Source organism: Jatrophihabitans sp., assembly GCF_046262535.1.
Lineage (GTDB): Bacteria > Actinomycetota > Actinomycetes > Mycobacteriales > Jatrophihabitantaceae > Jatrophihabitans.
On sequence record NZ_JBHEMO010000020.1, the window covers coordinates 32,069 to 52,441 of the forward strand.

17 protein-coding genes, 1 tRNA gene and 1 pseudogene are annotated in these 20,373 nt (G+C 71.3%); 9 read left to right on the forward strand and 10 right to left on the reverse strand.

The features are described 5' to 3' along the window. Positions 1-43 precede the first annotated feature (43 nt). Positions 44-116: transfer RNA gene (locus tag ABR571_RS02800), tRNA-Gln, on the reverse strand. 373 nt (positions 117-489) lie between these two features. Between ABR571_RS02800 and ABR571_RS02805 the strand changes: the two genes are divergently transcribed. Continuing rightward, positions 490-1,440, forward strand: coding sequence for an acyl-CoA desaturase (locus ABR571_RS02805; protein ID WP_409451667.1), 951 nt, complete (start codon positions 490-492; stop codon positions 1,438-1,440). On the opposite strand, the gene kynU is transcribed toward ABR571_RS02805, so the two are convergent. Both kynU and ABR571_RS02815 read right to left on the reverse strand, forming a co-directional pair. Continuing rightward, positions 1,437-2,666, reverse strand: a complete 1,230-nt coding sequence (gene kynU / locus ABR571_RS02810; protein WP_409451668.1) for a kynureninase — start codon at positions 2,664-2,666, stop codon at positions 1,437-1,439. The genes ABR571_RS02805 and kynU overlap by 4 nt on opposite strands. Beyond that, positions 2,659-3,426 carry a tryptophan 2,3-dioxygenase gene (locus ABR571_RS02815; protein ID WP_409451669.1) on the reverse strand — a complete coding sequence of 256 codons (768 nt, stop codon included), beginning with the start codon at positions 3,424-3,426 and terminating at the stop codon, positions 2,659-2,661. Before ABR571_RS02815 ends, kynU begins: the two co-directional genes overlap by 8 nt. 16 nt (positions 3,427-3,442) lie before the next feature. Between ABR571_RS02815 and ABR571_RS02820 the strand changes: the two genes are divergently transcribed. From ABR571_RS02820 to ABR571_RS02835, 4 genes are all read left to right on the forward strand, one after another. Further along, positions 3,443-4,069 carry a TetR family transcriptional regulator gene (locus ABR571_RS02820; RefSeq protein WP_409451670.1) on the forward strand — a complete coding sequence of 209 codons (627 nt, stop codon included), beginning with the start codon at positions 3,443-3,445 and terminating at the stop codon, positions 4,067-4,069. An 85-nt stretch (positions 4,070-4,154) separates the two neighbouring features. Continuing rightward, complete coding sequence (locus ABR571_RS02825) at positions 4,155-5,660, forward strand: hypothetical protein (RefSeq protein WP_409451671.1); 1,506 nt, start codon at positions 4,155-4,157, stop codon at positions 5,658-5,660. After that, positions 5,657-6,568, forward strand: coding sequence for a hypothetical protein (locus tag ABR571_RS02830; RefSeq protein ID WP_409451672.1), 912 nt, complete (start codon positions 5,657-5,659; stop codon positions 6,566-6,568). The genes ABR571_RS02825 and ABR571_RS02830 overlap by 4 nt, the downstream gene beginning before the upstream one ends. Positions 6,569-6,654: 86 nt before the next feature. Then, positions 6,655-7,206 carry a dihydrofolate reductase family protein gene (locus ABR571_RS02835; protein ID WP_409451673.1) on the forward strand — a complete coding sequence of 184 codons (552 nt, stop codon included), beginning with the start codon at positions 6,655-6,657 and terminating at the stop codon, positions 7,204-7,206. Between the two features lie 8 nt (positions 7,207-7,214). Here ABR571_RS02835 and ABR571_RS02840 read toward each other — a convergent pair whose 3' ends face one another. Genes ABR571_RS02840 through ABR571_RS02850 form a run of 3 tightly spaced genes read right to left on the reverse strand, consistent with a single transcriptional unit; the run spans position 7,215 to position 10,861 of the window. Continuing rightward, positions 7,215-8,966 (reverse strand): ABC-F family ATP-binding cassette domain-containing protein, encoded by a 1,752-nt coding sequence (locus ABR571_RS02840; RefSeq protein ID WP_409451674.1) that lies wholly within the window; start codon positions 8,964-8,966, stop codon positions 7,215-7,217. Continuing rightward, complete coding sequence (locus tag ABR571_RS02845; RefSeq protein WP_409451675.1) at positions 8,966-9,871, reverse strand: 4-(cytidine 5'-diphospho)-2-C-methyl-D-erythritol kinase; 906 nt, start codon at positions 9,869-9,871, stop codon at positions 8,966-8,968. Before ABR571_RS02845 ends, ABR571_RS02840 begins: the two co-directional genes overlap by 1 nt. Positions 9,872-9,895: 24 nt before the next feature. Then, positions 9,896-10,861, reverse strand: coding sequence for an LLM class F420-dependent oxidoreductase (locus ABR571_RS02850; protein WP_409451676.1), 966 nt, complete (start codon positions 10,859-10,861; stop codon positions 9,896-9,898). A 181-nt stretch (positions 10,862-11,042) separates the two neighbouring features. On the opposite strand from ABR571_RS02850, the gene ABR571_RS02855 reads away from it, so the two are divergent. Together ABR571_RS02855 and pth are read left to right on the forward strand one after the other, a co-directional pair. Continuing rightward, on the forward strand, positions 11,043-11,717 hold the full coding sequence (locus ABR571_RS02855; RefSeq protein ID WP_409451677.1) for a 50S ribosomal protein L25/general stress protein Ctc: 675 nt from the start codon (positions 11,043-11,045) through the stop codon (positions 11,715-11,717). 15 nt (positions 11,718-11,732) lie between these two features. Continuing rightward, entirely contained in the window at positions 11,733-12,305 is a 573-nt protein-coding gene (gene pth, locus ABR571_RS02860; protein WP_409451678.1) for an aminoacyl-tRNA hydrolase, read from the forward strand. A gap of 71 nt (positions 12,306-12,376) precedes the next feature. On the opposite strand, the gene ABR571_RS02865 is transcribed toward pth, so the two are convergent. Genes ABR571_RS02865 through ppc form a run of 4 tightly spaced genes read right to left on the reverse strand, consistent with a single transcriptional unit; the run spans position 12,377 to position 17,798 of the window. Beyond that, on the reverse strand, positions 12,377-12,868 hold the full coding sequence (locus tag ABR571_RS02865) for a methylated-DNA--[protein]-cysteine S-methyltransferase (protein ID WP_409451679.1): 492 nt from the start codon (positions 12,866-12,868) through the stop codon (positions 12,377-12,379). Continuing rightward, complete coding sequence (locus tag ABR571_RS02870) at positions 12,865-14,313, reverse strand: AlkA N-terminal domain-containing protein (protein WP_409451680.1); 1,449 nt, start codon at positions 14,311-14,313, stop codon at positions 12,865-12,867. Before ABR571_RS02870 ends, ABR571_RS02865 begins: the two co-directional genes overlap by 4 nt. Before the next feature lie 60 nt (positions 14,314-14,373). Further along, positions 14,374-14,994 (reverse strand): pentapeptide repeat-containing protein, encoded by a 621-nt coding sequence (locus ABR571_RS02875; protein ID WP_409451681.1) that lies wholly within the window; start codon positions 14,992-14,994, stop codon positions 14,374-14,376. Next, entirely contained in the window at positions 14,994-17,798 is a 2,805-nt protein-coding gene (gene ppc / locus ABR571_RS02880) for a phosphoenolpyruvate carboxylase (protein ID WP_409451682.1), read from the reverse strand. Before ppc ends, ABR571_RS02875 begins: the two co-directional genes overlap by 1 nt. A 52-nt stretch (positions 17,799-17,850) precedes the next feature. On the opposite strand from ppc, the gene galE reads away from it, so the two are divergent. Together galE and ABR571_RS02890 are read left to right on the forward strand one after the other, a co-directional pair. After that, entirely contained in the window at positions 17,851-18,816 is a 966-nt protein-coding gene (gene galE / locus ABR571_RS02885) for a UDP-glucose 4-epimerase GalE (RefSeq protein ID WP_409451683.1), read from the forward strand. 213 nt (positions 18,817-19,029) lie between these two features. Then, positions 19,030-20,373 (forward strand): annotated as a pseudogene (locus ABR571_RS02890) (hypothetical protein); the annotation flags it as partial.

A 20,373-nucleotide genomic window follows, 5' to 3' on the forward strand; every position in this document is an offset into this window, starting at 1 on the left:
AGGGCCCCTTTCGGCGGTTTCGGACCCGGCACTGGCCGGCTTGCTGGGGGACTCGGACTCGAACCGAGACTGCACGGCTCCAAAGGCCGGCGGGCTGCCGATTACCCCATCCCCCATCTTGGATGGCTCTTCGCGCGAGCGCTCATCGCAGGCTCGCTCCGCTCCTCAGTCGCTTCGCTCCCTACGATGCTCACTCGCTGGATGGCTCTTCGCGCGAGCGCTCATCGCAGGCTCGCTCCGCTCCTCAGTCGCTTCGCTCCCTACGATGCTCACTCGCTGGATGGCTCCTCGCGCGAGCGCTCATCGCAGGCTCGCTCCGCTCCTCAGTCGCTTCGCTCCCTACGATGCTCACTCGCTGGATGGCTCTTCGCGCGAGCGCTCATCACGCGAAGCCCAGTCAGCCTATTTCATGGCCGAGGTGCCGCCGTCGCGGATCGGTGACTACGCTGACGTAACCTACGCTTCCGTAACGTTGGAGTACCGCTTCCCATGACCGTGGTCGACGAACGCCCCGACATCACCCCCGACGCCCCGAAGCCGGTGTTCGAAGGCACCAAGCGTCGCGGCGAGCAGTTCATGCTGTACAGCTTCGTCATCGTCCCGTTCCTCGCGTTCCTGGCGGCCGTCCCGGTGGCGTGGGGATGGGGCATGAACTGGACGGACGTCGTCCTGGTCGTCGTCTTCTACTACGTGTCCGGGCTCGGCATCACCGTCGGCTATCACCGTCTCTTCACCCACGGCTCCTTCAAGGCGAACCGGCCCCTGCGCATCGCGGTCGCCATCGCCGGATCGATGGCGATCGAGGGCCCGGTGATCCGCTGGGTCGCCGACCACCGCCGCCACCACGCCTACAGCGACCGCGACGGCGACCCGCACTCCCCGTGGCGCTACGGCGAGACGACCGGGGCGCTGATGAAGGGCCTGTTCTGGGCCCACCTCGGCTGGATGTTCGACGAGAACCACACCAACCGCGAGAAGTACACGCCCGACCTCATGCGGGACAGGGACATTCGCATCGTCGATACGTTGTTCCCGGTCTGGTTGTTGCTTTCCATGCTGCTGCCGCCGGCCATCGCGGGCCTGGTCCGCCTGTCGTGGGGCGCCGCGCTGTCGGCGTTCTTCTGGGCGTCGCTCGTCCGGATCTTCCTGCTGCACCACGTCACCTGGTCGATCAACTCGATCTGTCACGCCATCGGCGAACGGCCGTTCCAGGCCCGCGACAAGAGCGCGAACTTCTGGCCGCTAGCGATCCTGAGCTTCGGCGAGAGCTGGCACAACATGCACCATGCCGACCCCACCGCGGCCCGGCACGGGGTCCTGCGCGGGCAGCTCGATGCGTCGGCCCGCGTCATCTGGCTGTTCGAGAAGTTCGGCTGGGCGACCGACGTGCGGTGGCCCAAGGCCGAGCGGCTCGCCAAGCTCCGCGTCGACCCGGCCTAGGTGACCGCGGCGCGGGTGGCGAAGGCCGGGTCGCGCCAGGCCTCGGTCTCGAGCACCGCCCGCAGTGTGTCCATGGCGTCCCACACCTCGACGTAGGACAGGTACAGCGGGGCGAAGCCCAGCCGCAGCAGGTCGGGCGCCCGGAAGTCGCCGACCACGCCGCGGGCGATGAGCGCCTGTGTCAGCTCGTAGGCGAAGGGCAGCTGCAGTGCGACCTGCGAACCGCGACGGGCCGGGTCGCGCGGCGTCACGCTCGGCACGCCGAGTGCGTCGGCGTAGCCGAGGACGAGCGAGGTGAGCGCCAGGGACTTCGCCCGGAGGTCGAGCAGCGACACTCCGTCGAACACGTCCAACGCGGCGTCGAGGGAGCGCATGGCCAGCACCGGTGGGGTGCCGATCCGGGCCCGCTCGACGCCGGGGGCCGGTGCGTAAACAGCATCGAGCTGGAACGGGGCGACATGGCCCTGCCATCCGCACAGCGGCAGGTCGGCGCCGTCCTGGTGGCGGGCGGCCAGGTAGATCCACGCCGGCGCGCCCGGGCCGCCGTTGAGGTACTTGTAGGAGCAGCCCACCGCCGCGTCGGCACCCAGGGCGTCCAGCTCGAAGGGCACGGCACCAGCGACGTGCGCGAGGTCCCACAGCATCAGCGCACCCGCCGCGTGCACGGCCTGCGTCACCGCCGCGGCGTCCCACAGTTGGCCCGTCCGGTAGTCGACGGCGCTGAAGGAGACGACGGCGACGTCCGGACCGAGCACCGCGCCCACGTCATGCGGCGAGACGCGGATCAGCTGCATGCCCAGGAGGCGCGCGACCGACTCGGCGAGGTACTGGTCGGTCGGGAAGTTCGCCTCGTCGGTCACGATGGTGCGCCGGCCCGGGTTCAGCCGGGCGAGCGCGACGAGGGCCTGGAAGAGCTGGATGCTCGTCGAGTCGCCGCACATCACTTGGCTCGGCGCTGCCCCGACCAGGGCGCCGATGCGGTCGCCGACCCGGGCCGGCAGCGTCCACCACCCGTTGCTGTTCCACGAGCCGATCAGGTCGCGGCCCCACTCGCGTTCGACGGTGTCCTGCACGGCGTCCCGCACACCGGTGGGCAGCGCGCCGAGGGAGTTGCCGTCGAGATAGACCCGGCCTTCGGGCAGGACGAAGCGGGCCCGGGCATACCCGAGCGGGTCGGCCTCGTCGGCGGCCTGCGCGGCCGCCCGGGACGCGATCGGCTCAGGCACCGCGCACCTCCCACAGGTCCGGGAACGCCGGCCGGAAGAGCGTCGCGCGCAGGTATTCGGCCCCGGCCGAGCCGCCGGTGCCCATCTTCGCGCCGATGATCCGTTCGACCATCTTGACGTGCCGGTAGCGCCATTCCTGGATGCCCTCGTCGATGTCGACGAGCGCCTCGCAGACCTCGGAGGCCGGGTTGTCGTCGTCGTCGTACGCGGCGGTGAGCACCTCCACGATGGCCGGGTCGCCGCCGCGCCACGGCTCGGCCGGATTGCGTTCCAGGGCCGGCGGCGGCACGTCGTAGCCGGTCACTGAAAGGTAGCGCAGCAGTGAGTCGAACACGGACCGGCGCTGCAGCGCGGCCGCGGTGCCGGGGTCGTCGGCCGGCAGGTCGCGGCGGCCGAGCACCGCCTCGAGCTCGCGGAACTGGTCGGACTGGAAGCCGCTGGAGGACCCGAGGTGCGGGCGGAACGAGGCGAACTGCCGGGGCGTCATCGTCTCCAGCACGTCGAGCTGCCCGACGATCGTCTTCAGGATCTTGGCGATCCGCCGCGCGGTGTGCAGCGCTCCCGTGCCCTGGCCCGTCTCCAGCCGGGTCTGCAGCAGCGCCGCCTCGTGCAGGATCTGCTTGAACCACAGCTCGTAGACCTGATGAATGATCACGAACAGCAGCTCGTCGTGCTCGTCGGTTGCCGGTGACTGGCACGCGAGCAGCTCGGGAAGCCGCAGGTAGCTGCTGTAAGTGACCGAGTCCGTGGAGGTCTCCATGGGACCATCATGGGTGATGAGTGACAGCGAAGGTCGGGCCCGCGTGCGGATGACCGGTCGGGAACGGCGGGAGCAGCTCGTGCTCGTCGGCCGCGCGCTGTTCGCCGAGAAGGGCTTCGACGGGACGTCCATCGAGGAGATCGCGGCGCGGGCCAAGGTCAGCAAGCCGGTCGTCTACGAGCACTTCGGCGGCAAGGAAGGGCTCTACGCCGTTGTCGTCGACCGCGAGATGAGCGCCCTGCTCGACCGGCTGACGCAGGTGCTGTCGGCCGGCCAGCACCCGCGCGAGCTCGTCGAGCAGGCCGCGTTGGCCCTGCTCACCTACATCGAGGAAGAGGCCGACGGCTTCCGGATCCTGTCCCGGGACTCCACCTCCGGGGCGTTTTCCTCGCTGCTCAACGATTTGGCCAACCAGGTCGAATACGTGCTCGTCCGGGAATTCGGGCAGCGGGGGATCACCACCAAGCACGCCGCCATGTATGCGCAGATGCTGGTCGGAATGGTCGCGCTCACCGGGATGTGGTGGCTCGAGGAGGGCAAGCCGAGCCGCGAGGAGGTTGCCGCGCATCTGGTCAATCTGGGCTGGAACGGACTGGCCCATCTGGAGGCCAAACCGCGGCCCTTTCCGCGGCGCAAGAGCTAACGCGGGCCGTCGCCAGGTGCTCGCGCCCGCGTACGGTGGGGCGGGTGGTGTCGCGCGGACGGCGTGCGCCTGCGACGATGTGCGCATGCAGGGCGATTCCGCAACCCGCGAGGACGCGCCGGGAGCGGCTGGTTCCGGACCACGCGCCCGTCCGGTGCCACGGCGCCGCGTCCCGCCGACCCTCGGAACCGACACGCCCCCCGAGTCCGGTTCGGCGGAGCCGCGCGGCGCCGCGAACGGCTCCGTCGATCTCGACAAGCCCAGCGGACGGCACGCCGCCCCCGCCTCGCTGGCCGGGGCGCCGAGTGCGGAGACTTCGGCGTCGCCGCCGGCCGAACCGCTCGCCCCGTCCACCCCGACCGCACTGAGCGCCCCGCACGACGAGGCCCAAGCCATCGTCAACGACGCCCTCGAGCAGGCGGCGCTGGTCATTGCCAACGCCGAGCACAGCGCCGAGACGATGCTCGCCCAGGCGCGTGAGGACGCCGAGCGCGAGGTCTCCAACGGCAAGGCGGCCGCGGGCGTCCTGCGCGAGCAGGCCGAGGCCATCGTCGCCGCCGCGCGGCGCCGGGGCGAGGAGATCGACGCGCAGCACGCCCAGCGGCTGCTCGAGCTGCAGTCCGAGCTCGACGCCATGGCTGGAGCGCAGACCCGCGAACTCGCCGCCGCGCGCGCCAATCACGAACGCCGGCTGGCCGGAGAGGCCGAAGACGCGCAGGCCCGCATCGACGCGCTGATGGCCGAGGCGCGGGAGCACGCCCGCGCCGTCCGCGAAGGCGCCGAGAACGAGGTAGCCGGGGCCAAGGACGAGGCGGAGCAGATCCGCCTCGACGCCCGCGAGCACCGCAATGCGATCCTCGAAGAAACTCGCGAGACGGTCGCCCTGGAACTAGCCGAGGCGCGCGAGCAGACCGCCTGGACGCAGCAGACGATCGCCGACCTGATGGCCGCGGCCGAGGCGGACGCGGCCAAGATCCGGCAGAGCGCGACCGCCGACGCGGAGCAGGTCCGTGAGCGCGCGCGCAGTGAAGCCGCCGCCGCGGTGGCGGCCGCGCAGGCCCAGGCCGAGCAGATCGCCGACGCCGCCCTGCACGCCAGCGAGGACCTCGCCGCCCGAGCCAACGCAGCCCTGGACGACGCCGAGGCCGACGCCGGCGTCATCCGACAGCAGGCCGGCGATGACGCCGAGGAGATCCTCAGCCAGGCCGCCGAGCAGGCCCGCTCCGCCGAGGAGCGCGCCCAGCGGCGCATCGCCGAAGCCGAGACCGGTGCCCGCGCGGTCCGCGAGCGGGCCGCCGACCAGCTGGCCCGGGCGCAGGACGAGGCCCGCGAGGTGCGCCGGTCGGCGCGCGATGAGGCAAGCCGGACAATTGCCAGCGCCCGGGATGAAGCGGACGAACTACGCTCCAAGGCACGCTCTATCCTGGCCGAGGCCCGGGCCGAGGTCGCTGTCCTTTCGGCCCACCGTGACGAGATCAGTAAGCAGTTGGGGGACCTGTCCGGCGTCATCGAGGCGCTTGCAGTCTCCGAACGTCCCCAGACCGCCAGACCGAAGCCCCCCGAAACCGACGAGGTACCGAGAGAGTCATGACTTCACAGAATTCGCTCCCGTTCAAAAGCGTCCGGCATGGCTATGACCCCGTCGAGGTCGAGCGCCACGTCACGGAACTCTCCAGGACCGCAGAAGAGGCTCAACAGCGCGCCGACGAGCTGGCCGAGCAGCTGCGCCGCGCCGAGAAGGCGAAGGCCGCCAAGCCGCTGCCGCCGGCCGAGCCGACCTTCCACGACTTCGGCAAGCGCATCGGGCGCATCCTCGCCATCGCCGAGGAAGAGGCCGAGGAGATGCGCAATGCCGCCGTCGCCGAGGTCGACAGCCGGCTCGCCGAGGCCGAAGAGACCGCCGCGACCACCCGTCAGGAAGCCGACGCGTACGCGAACGAGGTCCGCACCTCGGCCGACGAGCACGCCAGCCGGCTGATCGAGGACGCCAAGCGCGCCGCCGACCAGATGGCCGACGAGGCCGAGCGGATGGCGATCGCCCGCAGCGGTGAGGCCGAGGCGCTCTACGAGGAGCAGCGGGCCCGCGCCGCCAAGGCCGCCGCCGACTTCGAGCAGACGCTGGCCGAGCGGCGCGACACCGCCGAGCAGCAGTTCCAGGAGCGGGCCGAGGTCGCCGAGCGCGAGCTCGAGGCCGCGCGGAACCGCGTCGCCAAGCTGCGCGCCGAGGGTGACCAGTTGCAGGCCGAGGCCGCGCGCCGCGCTCAGCAGCTGCAGGCCGACGCCGAGCGCAAGGCCGAGCAGATCGTCGCCGACGCCATGGAGCGGGCCGACCGCATCCGCGGCGAGTCCGAGCGCGAGCTGGCGGCCGCGACCCAGCGCCGCAACGCCATCAACGCGCAGCTGACCAACGTCCGGCAGATGCTGGCGACGCTGTCGGGCACCGCGGGTGCCGCCGGCGCCGACGAGGACGAGCCGGAGCACACGCCTCGCCCGTCCTGAAACATTCCCGTTGAGGCCTGTCGAAACAAGGGCCCGTGGTGCGACGCCCAGATGTAAGGGCAACTCGCAACGAAGGGCAAATCACCATGGGCACAATCGGCGTGCACGAATTCATCAGCCTCGACGGCGTCTTCGAGGACCCGAGGTGGACGGCGCCGTACGGCTTCACCGAGGGGATGGGCCGCACGATCGGGGAGCTGACCGCGGCCAGCTCGGCGATCCTGCTCGGTCGGACGACGTTCCAGATGTTCGCGCCGGCCTGGTCCGGCCGCACGGCCGATTTGGATCCCGGCGCGCCGTTCTTCAACGACACGCCCAAGCACGTCGTCTCGTCGACCCTGACCTCGGCCGACGAGTGGCAGAACTCGAGCATCCTCGGCGGGTACGACCCGGCTGCGATCCGTCGGCTGAAGGACGAGGTCGACGGTGGCATCTACATCAGCGGCAGCGGCACGTTGGTGCGGGCCTTGCTGGCGGACGGGCTGGTGGACGAGCTGCACCTGCTCATGTACCCGCTCGTGCTCGGCCGCGGTGCTCGGCTGTTCCCCGATGGCAGCCCGCGCATCCCGCTGGAGCTGGCGTCACAGGAGACGTTCGAGAACGGCGTCATCCATCTGACGTACCGCCCGACGGCCTGACCGACGGATCACTCGTGCTCTGAGGCGAGCGCGAGCCACGACTCCTCGGTGGCCTCGCGGTCGGCCACGACCGAGCGCAGCTCGGCGTCGAGTTCGGCCACCCGCGGGTAGTCGGCGGCGGCGGCGGCGAGCTGGTCGTGCAGCGTCGCCTCGCGCTTGTGCAGCGTGTCGATGCGCCGCTCGAGGCGGGTGAGTTCCTTGCGCGCGGCGCGGGTGTCGCCTCGTCGCTCGCGCCGGTCCTCGGCTGCGGCTGATTCGGCGCGGGCGGCGCCGGCGGCACGACGCTGCAGGTACTCGTCCACGCCGCCGGGCAGCGCGGCGAGCGAGCCGTCGCCGAGCAGCGCGACGGTCGTGTCGCAGACGCGTTCGAGCAGGTAACGGTCGTGACTGACGACCACGATCGTGCCCGGCCAACCGTCGAGCAGGTCCTCGAGTTCGGCGAGGGTGTCGGTGTCGAGGTCGTTGGTGGGCTCGTCCAGCAGCAGCAGGTTCGGCTGGGTCAGCAGCAGTCGCAGCAGCTGCAGTCGGCGCCGCTCCCCGCCGGACAGGTCACCGACCGGCGTCCACTGCCGCTCGTTGGCGAAACCGAAGCGCTCGGCCAGTTGCCCGGCCGACAGCTCGACGCCTTCGAGCTCGGCCGTGGTGCGTACCTCGCTCACCGCTTCGATCACCCGCAGGTGGTCGGGCAGCTCGCGGATCTCCTGGCTCAGGTGCGCGGTGTGGACGGTCTGGCCCACCTTCACGGTGCCCGTCGTCGGCGGAATCTCCTGCGCGAGCAGGCGCAGCAGATGCGTCTTGCCGGACCCGTTGACCCCGATGACGCCGATCCGGTCGCCGGGGCCGACGTGCCAGGTCACGTGGTCGAGCAGCATGCGGTCGCCAACCTTCATCGTCACGTCCTCGACGTCGACGACTGTGCGGCCGAGGCGGCGCTGGGCCAGTGCTCGCAGCTCGACGGAGCGCCGCGGAGGGGGAACGTCGGCGATCAGCGCTTCGGCCGCGTCTATCCGGAAGCGCGGCTTGGACGTGCGGGCCGGCGGGCCGCGGCGCAGCCAGGCCAGCTCCTTGCGCAGGAGGTTCTGCCGGCGCGCCTCGGACGCGTCGGCCTGCCGCGCCCGCTCGGCGCGGGCCAGCACGTAGGCCGCGTACCCCCCGTCGAAGGGGCGGACGCCGCCGTCCCCGATCTCCCACATGCGTTCGCAGACGGCGTCGAGGAACCAGCGGTCGTGGGTGACGACCAGCAGCGCGCCCCGCCGAGGGCGCAGGTGCTCGGCCAGCCACGTGATGCCCTCGATGTCGAGGTGGTTGGTCGGTTCGTCGAGGACGAGCAGGTCGGCCTGCTGCACGAGGGCGGCGGCCAACGCCACGCGGCGCCGCTCGCCGCCGGAAAGGCGGGCCAGATCGGAGTCCAGCCCGACCGCGGCCAAGCCCAGCCCCTCGAGGATCGAGCGGACCGCGGCGTCGCCGGCCCACTCGTGCACGGCGCCGTCGCCGACGACGTAGCTGCGCACCGTCGTCGCGGCCGGGAGGTCGCTGCGCTGGTCGACCCGGGCGACGTGGACGCCGCCGGTCCGGGTGACCCGCCCGGAGTCCGGAAGGTCCTCACCGACGATCAGGCGCAGCAAGGTCGACTTGCCGCCGCCATTGCGGCCGACCACGCCGATCCGTTCGCCGTCCCCGACGCCGAGGGAGACCGAGTCGAGGACCACGGTCGTGCCGTAGGCCTTGTTGACGTTCTCGAGGTTGACGAGGTTCGCCATCACGCCACCACGTGTGCGCCGGGAGCCGGCCCGGACGCGACCCGCGCGGCCCGGCACACGCCGGCGGCCAGCAGCCCGGCCGCGACTTGGTCGGCGGCGGACTCGTCGGGACACAGGAACGCGCACGTCGGGCCCGAGCCGGAGACGACGCCGGCCAGCGCGCCCGCGGCGGCCCCGGCGGCGAGGGTGTCGGCCAGGGCCGGACGTAGGACGAGGGCCGCCGCCTGCAGGTCGTTGACCAGCGTGGCCGCGACGCCTGCGACGTCGCCCCCGGCAAGGGCGGCGAGCAGCGCGCCGGGATCGCCGGCCGGCGGCGGTGCCGTTCCGGCCGCCCGCTGCCGGTCGAGTTCGGCATACGCGGCGCCGGCCGAGATGCCACCGTCGGCCAGTGCGAGGGCCCAGTGCAGCCGGCCGGTGGTCGCGAGCGGGCTGAGCAGCTCGCCGCGCCCGGTGCCCACGGCTGTGCCGCCCAGCAGCGGGAAGGCGACGTCGGAACCCAGTCGGGCAGCCAGCTCGCCGAGGTCGGCCCGCACTCCCCACAGCCGGGCGCATGCCACCAGTGCGGCCGCCGCATCGGCCGACCCGCCGGCCATGCCACCGGCGACCGGGATCGCCTTGTCCAGTTCCAGCCGGAGCCCCGGGTCGTCCAGCCCCACGGTCTCGGCCACCAGGGCGACGGCCTGCCAGGCCAGGTTGGTCTCGTCGGTCGGCAGGTCGCCGGCCCCTTCGCCGGTGATCGTCAGGCTCGTCAGCTCGTCCGGGCGGGCGACAAGTTCATCGACCAGATCGACGGCGTGGAAGACGTTGAACACCTCGTGGAACCCGTCCCCGCGCCGGGCGCCGACACCCAGATGGAGGTTGACCTTCGCCGGTGCCCGCACGCGGACGACGTCGGCAGAGAGCACCCGACCACCCTACGGATCGGCTCCCTAAAGCTCGCGCAGCGCCGGAAGCAGCTCCTTCTCCGACCACTCGAGGAACGGTGCCTGGTGCTCGCCCCCGATCTGGACGAGGGCGACGTGGGTGAAGCCGGCGTCGGTGAACTGCCTCACGGCGTCGACGACCGCGTCCACGTCGCTGCCGCAGGGGATCGACTCGGCGACGTCGTCCTTGGTGACGAACTGGGTCGCGCCGGCGAAGCCGGCCGGGCCCGGCAGCTCGGCGTTGACCTTCCAGCCGCCGCCGAACCAGCGGAACTGGTCGTGCGCCCGCTCGATCGCGGCGTCCTTGTCGGTGTCGTAGCAGACGGGCAGCTGGCCGACCCGCGGCTTGCCCTTGCCACCGGCGGCGTCGAACTGCTCGCCCAGCGAGGCGTCGGGCTCCACCGCGATCATCAGGTCGGCGACTCGCCCGGCGAGCTCGCACGACTGGGCGCCGGAGACGGCCATGCCGATGCGCGGGGGCGGCTCCCCGAGGTCCCACAGCTTGGCCGAGTCGACGCGGTAGTGCTGCCCCACGAAGTTGACGTAGCCGCCGTCGAGCAAGGCCTTGATGATGTCCACCGCTTCGGCGAACATCTCGTGCCGTTCGTTCGCGCCGGGCCAGCCGCGTCCGACGATGTGCTCATTCAGGTTCTCGCCGGCACCCAGGCCCAGGGTGAAGCGGCCGTTGCTGAGCAGGCCGAGCGTCGCGGCCTGCTGGGCGACGACGGCGGGGTGGTAGCGGAACGTCGGGCAGGTCACATAGGTCATGAGGTCGACCGTCTCGGTGGCCTGGGCCACCGCGCCGAGGGTCACCCACGCGTTCGGTGCGTGTCCCTGGCTGTCCAGCCACGGGAAGTAGTGGTCGCTACTGACCTCGAAGTCGAATCCGGCCCTTTCCGCGGCCACCGCGTCGTGGACGAGCGCGGGCGGCCCAGCCTGCTCGGTCATCAAGGTGTATCCGATTTGCGCCATGGAAGCGGCCTACCCGGCCGTGCGCGGCGAGTTAACGAGACTCCGGTAAGCTGACGAGGTTGCCCCGGCGAGGGACCGTTTGAGCGGATCCGTCATCGACGCGGTGTCGTTCGTCGACGCGCGTCATGCGTCCGAGGCACCGCGACGAATTCGAGATCGAAATTCTTAGAGGAGTACAGCTGTGTCCGAGGTTCGATTGCCCGCCGAGACGCGCACCGAGTTCGGCAAGGGTGGCGCTCGCCGCACCCGCCGGGCCGGCAAGGTGCCGGCCGTGATCTACGGTCACGGCGACGATCCGCGACACGTGGCCCTGCCCGCCCGCGAGTTCGCCAACGCGATCCGCCACGGCGGCTCCAACGTGCTCCTCACCCTCGACGTCGAAGGCGGCGAGCAGCTCGTCATCCCGAAGTCGATCCAGCGCCACCCGATCAAGGGTCACTTCGAGCACGTCGACCTGCTGGCGGTGCGTCGCGGTGAGAAGGTGACCATCGACGTCCCGATCACCGTCGTCGGCGACGTGGTGCCCGGCGGCCTGGTCAACCTCGAGAACACGAGCATCAGCGTCGAGGCTGAGGCCACCCACCTGCCGACCGGCATCGAGGTGAGCATCACCGATCTCGCGTTCGGCACCCAGATCACCGCGGGCGACGTCCAGCTGCCGTCCGGCTCTTCGCTGATCACCGACCCGGACAACCTGATCCTCTCGATCGCCGAGGCCCCGACCGCCGAGCAGCTCGAGGCCGAGGACGCCGCGGCGGCCGAGGAGCTGGGCATCGTCCAGGACGCGCCCCAGACCGAGTCGAGCGACGACTCCGACACCGGTGGCGACTCCGGCGAGAACGCCTCCGCCGAATAGTCCGAGCACCTTCCCGTGGCCGACGACAGAACCCTTGTCGTCGGCCTCGGCAATCCCGGGCCCAAGTACGCCGGCACCCGGCACAACGCCGGGTTCCTCGTCGTCGACCTGCTCGCCGAGCGCATCGGCGGCCGGTTCAAGGCCCACAAGGGACGCGCGGACGTCGTGGAGGGCCGCGTGGCCGGGCAGCCGGTCGTGCTGATGAAGCCGAAGTGCTACATGAACGAGTCGGGCGGTCCGGTCGCCTCCATCGCCCGCTTCTACAAGGTGCCGGTCGAGCGAATCACTGTCATCCACGACGACCTCGACCTGCCGTACGGGACGGTGCGGCTCAAGGCCGGCGGCGGGGACGGCGGGCACAACGGCCTGCGTTCGATGAGCTCGGCGCTCGGTTCGAGGGACTATGCACGGGTGCGGTTCGGCATCGGTCGGCCGCCCGGCCGGCAGGACCCCGCCGACTACGTGCTGCGCGAGTTCGCGGCCGCGGAACGCAAGGACCTCGGCTTCCACGTCGACCGCGCCGCCGACGCCATCGAGCTGCTGCTGGCCCAAGGCCTGCTGGCCGCCCAGAACTCGTTCCACTCCTAGCCCGCTTTGCACCTTTCAGGGCTGCTGGAACGGCCCGATTGCAGCGCTGAAAGGTGGAAAGCGGGGGGTGGTCAGACCGCGAACAGGCCGGCTTGCTGCGCCTCGTGCGACAGCAGCCACTGCTTGGCCGGCAGGCCGCCGCCGTAGCCGGTCAGCGAGCCGTTGGCGCCGATCACCCGGTGGCACGGCACGATGATCGACACCGGGTTCTGCCCGTTGGCCAGCCCGACCGCCCGCGCGGCCCCCGGGGCGCCGATGGAGGCGGCCAGCGCGCCGTAGCTCGTCGTCTCGCCGCAGGGGATCTCACGCAGCGCCGCCCAGACGCGTCGCTGGAACGCGCTGCCGATCATGTGCAGCGGCAGGTCGAATTCGGTCCGGGTGCCCGCGAAGTACTCGCGGAGCTGGGTGCGGATGTCGTCGAACGCGCCGTCGTCGCGCGTCCAGCCCTCGGCCGGCTCGGCCTTGTGACGTCCGGTCGGCAGCAACAGGGCGGTGATGCCCTCGTCGTCGCGGGCGACCAGCAGCGTGCCCAGAGGCGAGTCGATCGTGGTGTAGCGGGTCATGGCGCAACGCTCCAGAGGTCGGCGTACAGATGGGCCCATAGGTGGTAGGTGGCGTAGCTGCGCCAGGGCGCCCACGCCGGTTCGCCGTCGGTGAGATCGAGGCCGAGGTCGTCGGCCGCTCGGCGGACGACGAGGTCGGACGTCAACAGCACGTCGGGATGCGCGACGGCACGCATCAGCAGGTAGTCAGCCGTCCAGGGACCTACTCCGGGCAGTCCGAGCAGGGCCGCACGGATCTGGTCGCGGTCGGCACCGGGATCGAGCTCGATCCCCCCGCCGGCGAACGCGGTAGCGACCCCGACGATCGAGCGACCGCGGGCCCGGGGCATCGGCAGGTCGGCGGGGTCGAGCGCGGCGAGGTCGGCGGCGGACGGGAAGAGCAGCCACGGTTCGTCGGCAAACGCGGACCGGCCGGACGCCGCGACGATGCGGCCGAGCACGGTCCGCGCGCCGCTGACCGAGATCTGCTGGCCGACGATGGTGCGCACCGCCGTTTCGAAGCCGTCGACGGTGCCGGGTGAGCGTAGGCCGGGCCGCTTTGCGACGAGCGGGGCCAGGGCCGGGTCGTCGCCCAGGACCGCGTCGACGGCGACGGGGTCGGCGTCGAGATCCAGCAAGCGCCGGACGCGGGCCACCACCGCCACGAGATCGCGCGTGTCGTGCAGCCGGGCGCGGCACAGGACGGCGCCGTCGCCGGCTGACAGGGACACCAGCGCCGGACCGTGCGGCGCGGCCAGGACCCGGCTGAACACGCCGTCGGTGTACTGCTCGAGGCCGGGGACGGCGTGCGCGCCCAGCAGGTCCAGCAGCGTCGTCAGCTGGATCGGTTGCCGGTACGGCAGCCGCAGCGACACCACACCGGCCTCCACCGGGGCACCGGGTCGCCGATTCGCCCGCAGGCTGCTCGGCGTCGTCGCGAACACCTCGCGCACGGTGTCGTTGAACTGGCGGACGCTGGCGAAGCCGGCGGCGAACGCGACATCGGTGACCGGCAGGTCCGTGGTCTCGAGCAACAGCCGCGACGTCTGGGCGCGCTGCGCCCGTGCCAGGGCGAGCGGGCCGGCGCCGACCTCGGCAACCAGCGTGCGGTGCAGCTGGCGCTCGGAGTAGCCCAGCCGGCCGGCCAGCCCCGGAACGCCCTCGCGGTCGACGACGCCGTCGCCGATCAGCCGCAGGGCCCGGCCGGCGAGATCGCCGCGGGCGTTCCATTCCGGCGAGCCCGGCGATGCGTCGGGGCGGCAGCGCTTGCACGCCCGGTAGCCGGCCCGCTGGGCCGCGGCCGCGCTCGGGTGGAAGGTGACGTTGCGCCGCTGCGGGGTGATGGCCGGGCAGGACGGCCGGCAGTAGATGCCGGTGGTGCGCACGGCGGTGAAGAACCAGCCGTCGAAGCGCGGGTCGCGCGACTGCACCGCCCGGTAGCAGGTGTCGGCGTCCGGAAGAAGCATGGACCCAGTCTGCCCTGCTCCACCCACATCGACTGGCGGTTTTCGGACGCCACCCTGGCGCTATTCCGAACGGACGTCGAGGCCGAGATTGCGGGCGAGGACGACCGCCTGCTCCCAGGTCACGATGGCCCCGCCGATGGTCACCTCGTTGGGGTCGAGCGAGTCGATCTGGGACCCGCGCAGATCGCAGGCCGAGACATCGGAGCGCGACCACATCGCCGACCGGAGGTCGCACTTGGCGAGCTTCGCGCCGCGCAACCGGGCGCCGGTCAGATCGGCCTCGCGCAACTCGGCACCGGTGAACGACGCCCGCCGCAGATCGGCGCCGGGCAGCCCGACGAACGACCAGGTGCCGCCGTCGACCCGCAGCTGGTCGAACGTGCACTCGTCGAACATGCTGCCGACGAACTTGCACTCGGTCAGCTCGGCGTTCAGGAACGAGCAGCGGACGAACGTGCAGTTCTCGAACGCGCACGACTCGAGCTGCGCCCCGACGAAGCTCCCGCTGCGGAACGTGCAGTCGACGAAGCGGGCGCCGGTGCCGGTCGCCTCGTCGAAGTCGGGGTCCTGGAAGAGCACCCGCTCGTGGACGACCTCGCCGATGTCCGCGCCGTACCAGTCGGCGCGGTGCACGGTCTCGTCAGTGGGCGCCGGCGGGCGGCCGCCGCTCCGTTCGGCCATCAGCCGGTGTTGCGCAGCCCGGCGGCAACACCGTTGATCGTGAGCAGCAGGGCGCGGTGCAGCTCCGGCGGCACGTCTCCCGGGCCGGCCGCCCGTACCCGGGCCAGCAGATCCACCTGCAGGTAGGAGATCGGGTCGAGGTAGGCGTCGCGGACGGCGAACGTGCGCTGCAGCACCGGCGAGTCGTCCAGCAGCGCCTCTTCGCCGGTCACCCGCAGGACCTCGTCGACGGTCCGCGCGTGCTCGTCACGGACGACGTCGAACAGCCGGGCCAGATGGTCGGGCACGAGCGTGCCCACGTAGTGGGCCGCGATGTCGAGATCGGTCTTGGCCAGCGTCATCTCGACGTTGGACATGAACGTCCGGAAGAAGTGCCATTGTTCGTGCATCTCGGCCAGCACCTCGTCGAGACCGGCCGCCCGCGCCGCCGCCAGCCCGTTGCCGACGCCGAACCAGCCCGGCACGATCTGTCGCGACTGGGTCCAACCGAACACCCACGGGATCGCCCGCAGGCCCTCGATCCCGCCGCCGGAATCCGGCCGCCGTGACGGACGCGAACCGATGTTGAGCTGGCCCAGCTGCTCGACCGGGGTGGAGGCGAGAAAGTAGTCGGGCAGGTCGGGGTCGTCGACGAACGCGCGGTACGCGGCGAATGCGGCGCTGCTCACGACGTCCATGCATTCGTCCCAGCGGGCGAGCTGCGCTCCGGACTGCCGCGGTGAGCGGTGCAGAGTGGACGCGCTCAACGTGGCGGCCAACGTCAGCTGGAGATTCTCGCGAGCCAGCTCGGGCAGCGCGTACTTGTCGGAGATGACCTCGCCCTGCTCGGTGAACTTGATCTCACCGTCCAGCACGCCCCACGGCTGGGCGAGGATCGAGTCGTAGGTCGGGCCGCCGCCCCGGCCTACGGTCCCGCCGCGGCCGTGGAACAGCCGCAACCGGACGCCGTGCCGCGCCGCGACGTCGCGCAGCGTCCGCTGGGCCCGGTGGATCTCCCACTGCGAGGTGACGATGCCGGCCTGCTTATTCGAGTCGGAGTACCCGAGCATGACCTCTTGGACGTCGCCGCGCAGCCGGACGATCAGCCGGTAGGTCGGATCGCCGAGCAAATCGTCGAGCACCTCGCCGGCCTTGCGCAGCTCGTCCACCGTTTCGAGCAGGGGGACGAAGCCGATGCGCGCGTACGGCTCGCGGGCGCCGCCCGCCCCGGCGCCCGCGCCGTGCACGTCGACGAGGCCGGCCTCGCGGGCGAGCAGCACGGGGGCGAGCACGTCGTCGGCCCCGCGCGTCATCGACACGATGTAGCTCTCGATCACTTCGGGCCCGTAGGTGTCCAGTGCGTCGCGTATCGCTGTGAACACGGCGAACGTCTTGGCGCCGGCCTCGTCGAGCGGTGGCGGCGACCCGGCCAGCGGGCGCCGCGAGCGGAGCTCACGCGACAGCAGGCGCATCCGGTAGTCGCGCGGGACGTCGGCGTAGAGCCAGGTCTCCTCGACCAGCCGGTCGACCAGCTGCCCGACCGCGTGGTGGTGGGCGTCGGCGTGCTCGCGGACGTCCATCGTCGCCAGGTGCAGCCCGAACACGGCGATCGTGCGCTGGACGCGGGCGAGCAGGCCGTCGGCGATCAGCCCGCCGGCGTTGGTGTGCAGCGAGGCCGCGAGCACGTCCAGCTCGGCGAGCAGCTGATCGGTGCCGCGGAAGTCGCGGCCGGGCTGGTGCGGCAGGCCCTCGTCGATGCGCCGCCGCGTGTTGGCGACCTTCGCCTTGATGCAGGTCAGCTTGAGGCGATACGGCTCGGTCGCGTTCAGGGTGATCAGCCGCGGGTCGATGTCAAGCACGGCGAGGTCGGCCTCGATCGACGCGGCCAGTTCGGGCGATGCGGCGACCACCGCGGTCGACGACGACAGCTCGGCGATCAGCCCGTCCAGCGCCCGGTCGATGGCCCGGGCCGCGACGTGGTGCTGCATGCGCAGGACGTCTCGCGTGACAGCCGCAGTGACGTTCGGGTTGCCGTCGCGGTCGCCGCCGATCCAGGTGCCGAACGTCAGCGGGTGCGCCGTGGCCGACAGCGCGACGCCGTGCCGCGCCGCCTCGTCGGCCAGGTCCGTCGCGAGTTCGGGCAGCGTCTCGTCGGCCAGATCCTGCAGGTAGTAGACAACATTGCGCGCCTCGTCGAGCGGGGTCGGCTGGTGGCGACGCAGCTCGTCGGTCTGCCAGACGAGGTCCACGAGCTCGGCCAGGTCGCGGTCCTGCCGGGCGCGGGCCGCGCTGCCCGGCTCGGTGGGCGCGGCCAGGATGTCGGCCACCCGGCGCAGCTTGGTGAGGATCGACCGGCGGCTCGCCTCGGTCGGATGTGCGGTGAACACCGGACGCACCGCCAGCTCGTCCAGCGCCTCGCGGAGCGCGGTCGCCCCCTTCTCGTCGGCCACCGCCGCGACCGCTCGCGCCAGCCAGCCCTCGTCGGCCGGCCGGGACCGCAGGCCGCGCACGCGGTGCACCTGCTCGGCGACGTTGGCCAGGTAGAAATAGGCCGAGAACGCGCGCACGAGCACGGCCGCCGTCGCAATCGGCTGCTCGGCCAGCAGGGCCCGCACCGAGTCGCGGGCCGCCGGCTCGCCGGCCTTGCTCTGCTTGGTCAGCGCCCGCACCTGCTCCACCAGCTCGAGCGCATCCGCGCCCTGCTGCCGGACCAGTGACTCACCCAGGAGCGTCCCGACGCGGCGCACGTCGGCGCGCAGCTCGGCGTCCCCGGTCTCGTTGCCGAGCAGGTCCGGTGTCTCGAGGTCGACGGTCACGCCGCCCATTCTTCCGGGTAGCGTCGAGCCCGGACGGCCGACACCGGAAGAAGGCGGGCGAATGCGTGTACTGGTGACCGGCGGTGCCGGTTACATCGGCAGCGTCGTGACCGCTCAACTGCTGGCCGAGGGCAACGAGGTCGTCGTCGTGGACGACCTGTCCACCGGCCATCGCGACGCCGTAGCGCAGGGTGCGGTCTTCCACGAATTCCCGATCAGCGGGTTGGACCCCGTCCTCGGCGACTGGGACATCGAGGCGGTCATCCACTTCGCCGCCAAGTCACTCGTCGGCGAGTCGGCGCAGAACCCGGCGCTCTACTGGCGCAACAACGTCGTCGGCACGGTGGCGCTCCTCGACTCGATGCACGCCCACGGAGTCGACCGGATCGTCTTCTCCTCCTCGGCCGCGACGTACGGCGAGGCCGAACAGCAGCCGATCCGGGAGGATGCTCCGACCCGCCCGACCAGTCCCTACGGCGCGTCGAAGCTGGCCATCGACCTCGCGCTGCGCGACTACGCCGAGGCCTACAGCATCGCGGCGGTCAGCCTGCGCTACTTCAACGTCGCCGGCGCGCTGCACACCACCGGCGGTCAGAGCTACGGCGAGCGGCACGCCACCGAGACGCACCTGATCCCGAACGCGCTGCGCGCGGCCGCCGGCGCCGGCGGTCCGCTCTCCCTGTTCGGCACCGACTACCCGACCGAGGACGGCACATGCGTGCGCGACTACATCCACGTCGTCGATCTCGCCGACGCCCACCTGCGGGCTCTGTCAGCCGGTGCGCCGGGCGAGCACGAGGTCATCAACCTCGGCAGCGGCACCGGTTACTCGGTGCGGCAGGTCCTCGATGCGGTTCGATTGGGCACCGGTAGCGAGGTGCCCGTGGTCGAGGCGCCGCGGCGGGCAGGCGATCCACCGGTCCTCATCGCCTCCAACGAGAAGGCCGCAGCGGTCCTCGACTGGCACCCGACGCGCGACCTGGCCGCGATGATCGACGACTCCTGGCGGTTCGAACAGCTCACGTGAATCACACCGCTGCGTCCGATTCGTGTGGTTTGGGGCTTCCGATTCGTGGCAATTAGCTGACGAGAACGTTTCGCCGTATCCGTGGCGGGTCGACGCCCGTTATAACGGTTCAAGCAATCGGGGGATCGGAGCGTTCAAGACTGCTCCTCGCCCAGTTGCAACCGGAGGCGGGGGCGTTTCCGGGCCATAGGTCTCAGGAAACGGTGGTTGCTCGTGCGTGCTCTCAAGGTCCGTCGGTCCTTCGCAGTCGTCGGCGCCGTCGCCCTCGCGGCGATCGCGGTCCCCCTGACGGTCATGAATGTCGCGCAGGCCGCGTCTGGTGATCCCGTGGTCACGCAACTGCCCGACACGAGCGGCTGCAACGGCGTGACCGCGACCCCGGGCTCGCAGAACACGACGAAGCGTCTGGTGTCCGGGGATCTGGAGCCGGGTGGCACGGTCACCTTCCAGATCGGCTATCCGGTCGACGCGAGCGATGTCAGCGGCCGGTCCACCTTCGTCATCACCGACTGCGTCTTCATCGGCGACACTGCGGTGGCCAAGTACGAGGTGTCCTTCGTGCCGAACACCACGGACTTCATCCTGACGTTCCAGCTCGTGATCCCTGAGACCGCGCCGATCGGCGCGGAGTACTGCAATTACGCCAAGACGACTGCGGCCCCGTCGAAGTCGCAGGCATCGAACCGCAAGGCCAACCCCGCATGTTTCCACGTCGGCGGCGACCTCCGGATCATCAAGCAGGCGACCGGCGACACGACGCACACGCCGCTGGCCGGTGCCGCCTTCACCGTGACGTGCACGACCTCGATCACCATTCCGCCTGTCGTCATCTCCGGCATCGACGGCACGACGGTGTTCAACGGGACGACCTACACGGTGAGCGGCACCTCGCCGACGGGCATCATCGCCATCGCCGGTCCGGCCGGCACGCCGTGCACGGTGGTCGAGACGGCTCCCCCGCCGGGCTACGACAAGCCCGCGAACTCGACGTTCAACTACACGATTCCCGTGGGGACCTCGCAATCGGTCAACTACATCAGTGACCCTCGGTCGAAGAACACCACTGCGCTCACCACCGCGGCCACCGGCGGCACCGTGGGCGACGCGATCCACGACGTCGCGACGGTGACAGGTGCGACGACGAATCCGACCGCCACGGGCACCGTCACCTTCAACCTGTACTCGACCTCCGACTGCAGCGGCGCCGTCATCTTCACCAGCACCGTGCCGCTCGTGGGCGGCACCACCGCGACGTCCGACGCATTCACCCCGACGACGGCCGGCAGCTACTTCTGGACAGCCGCCTACTCCGGGGACGCCAACAACCTCGCATTCACGGCTCCGTGTGGGGCCGCGAACGAGACGTCGGTCCTCGCCAAGCGCACGACCGGGGTCACCACCGTCGCGACCTCGGCCACCGTGGGCGGCTCGATCTCGGACACGGCGACGGTGACCGGTGGGCTGAACCCGACGGGCACGGTGACGTTCAACCTGTACGGGCCGAGTGACACTGCGGATTGCACCGGCACCGCCATCTTCACGAGCACGGTGCCGTTG

What these genes read in the sequence shown, in the direction of transcription:
- ABR571_RS02805 (WP_409451667.1), top strand. Translation starts at nt 490, where the DNA reads ATGACCGTGGTCGACGAACGCCCCGACATCACCCCCGACGCCCCGAAG.
- galE (WP_409451683.1), top strand. Translation starts at nt 17,851, where the DNA reads ATGCGTGTACTGGTGACCGGCGGTGCCGGTTACATCGGCAGCGTCGTG.
- ABR571_RS02850 (WP_409451676.1), bottom strand. Translation starts at nt 10,861, where the DNA reads ATGGCGCAAATCGGATACACCTTGATGACCGAGCAGGCTGGGCCGCCC.
- ABR571_RS02820 (WP_409451670.1), top strand. Translation starts at nt 3,443, where the DNA reads ATGAGTGACAGCGAAGGTCGGGCCCGCGTGCGGATGACCGGTCGGGAA.
- ABR571_RS02815 (WP_409451669.1), bottom strand. Translation starts at nt 3,426, where the DNA reads ATGGAGACCTCCACGGACTCGGTCACTTACAGCAGCTACCTGCGGCTT.
- ABR571_RS02825 (WP_409451671.1), top strand. Translation starts at nt 4,155, where the DNA reads ATGCAGGGCGATTCCGCAACCCGCGAGGACGCGCCGGGAGCGGCTGGT.
- ABR571_RS02840 (WP_409451674.1), bottom strand. Translation starts at nt 8,966, where the DNA reads ATGGCGAACCTCGTCAACCTCGAGAACGTCAACAAGGCCTACGGCACG.
- ABR571_RS02875 (WP_409451681.1), bottom strand. Translation starts at nt 14,994, where the DNA reads ATGGCCGAACGGAGCGGCGGCCGCCCGCCGGCGCCCACTGACGAGACC.
- ABR571_RS02865 (WP_409451679.1), bottom strand. Translation starts at nt 12,868, where the DNA reads ATGACCCGCTACACCACGATCGACTCGCCTCTGGGCACGCTGCTGGTC.
- ppc (WP_409451682.1), bottom strand. Translation starts at nt 17,798, where the DNA reads ATGGGCGGCGTGACCGTCGACCTCGAGACACCGGACCTGCTCGGCAAC.
- ABR571_RS02830 (WP_409451672.1), top strand. Translation starts at nt 5,657, where the DNA reads ATGACTTCACAGAATTCGCTCCCGTTCAAAAGCGTCCGGCATGGCTAT.
- ABR571_RS02835 (WP_409451673.1), top strand. Translation starts at nt 6,655, where the DNA reads ATGGGCACAATCGGCGTGCACGAATTCATCAGCCTCGACGGCGTCTTC.
- ABR571_RS02870 (WP_409451680.1), bottom strand. Translation starts at nt 14,313, where the DNA reads ATGCTTCTTCCGGACGCCGACACCTGCTACCGGGCGGTGCAGTCGCGC.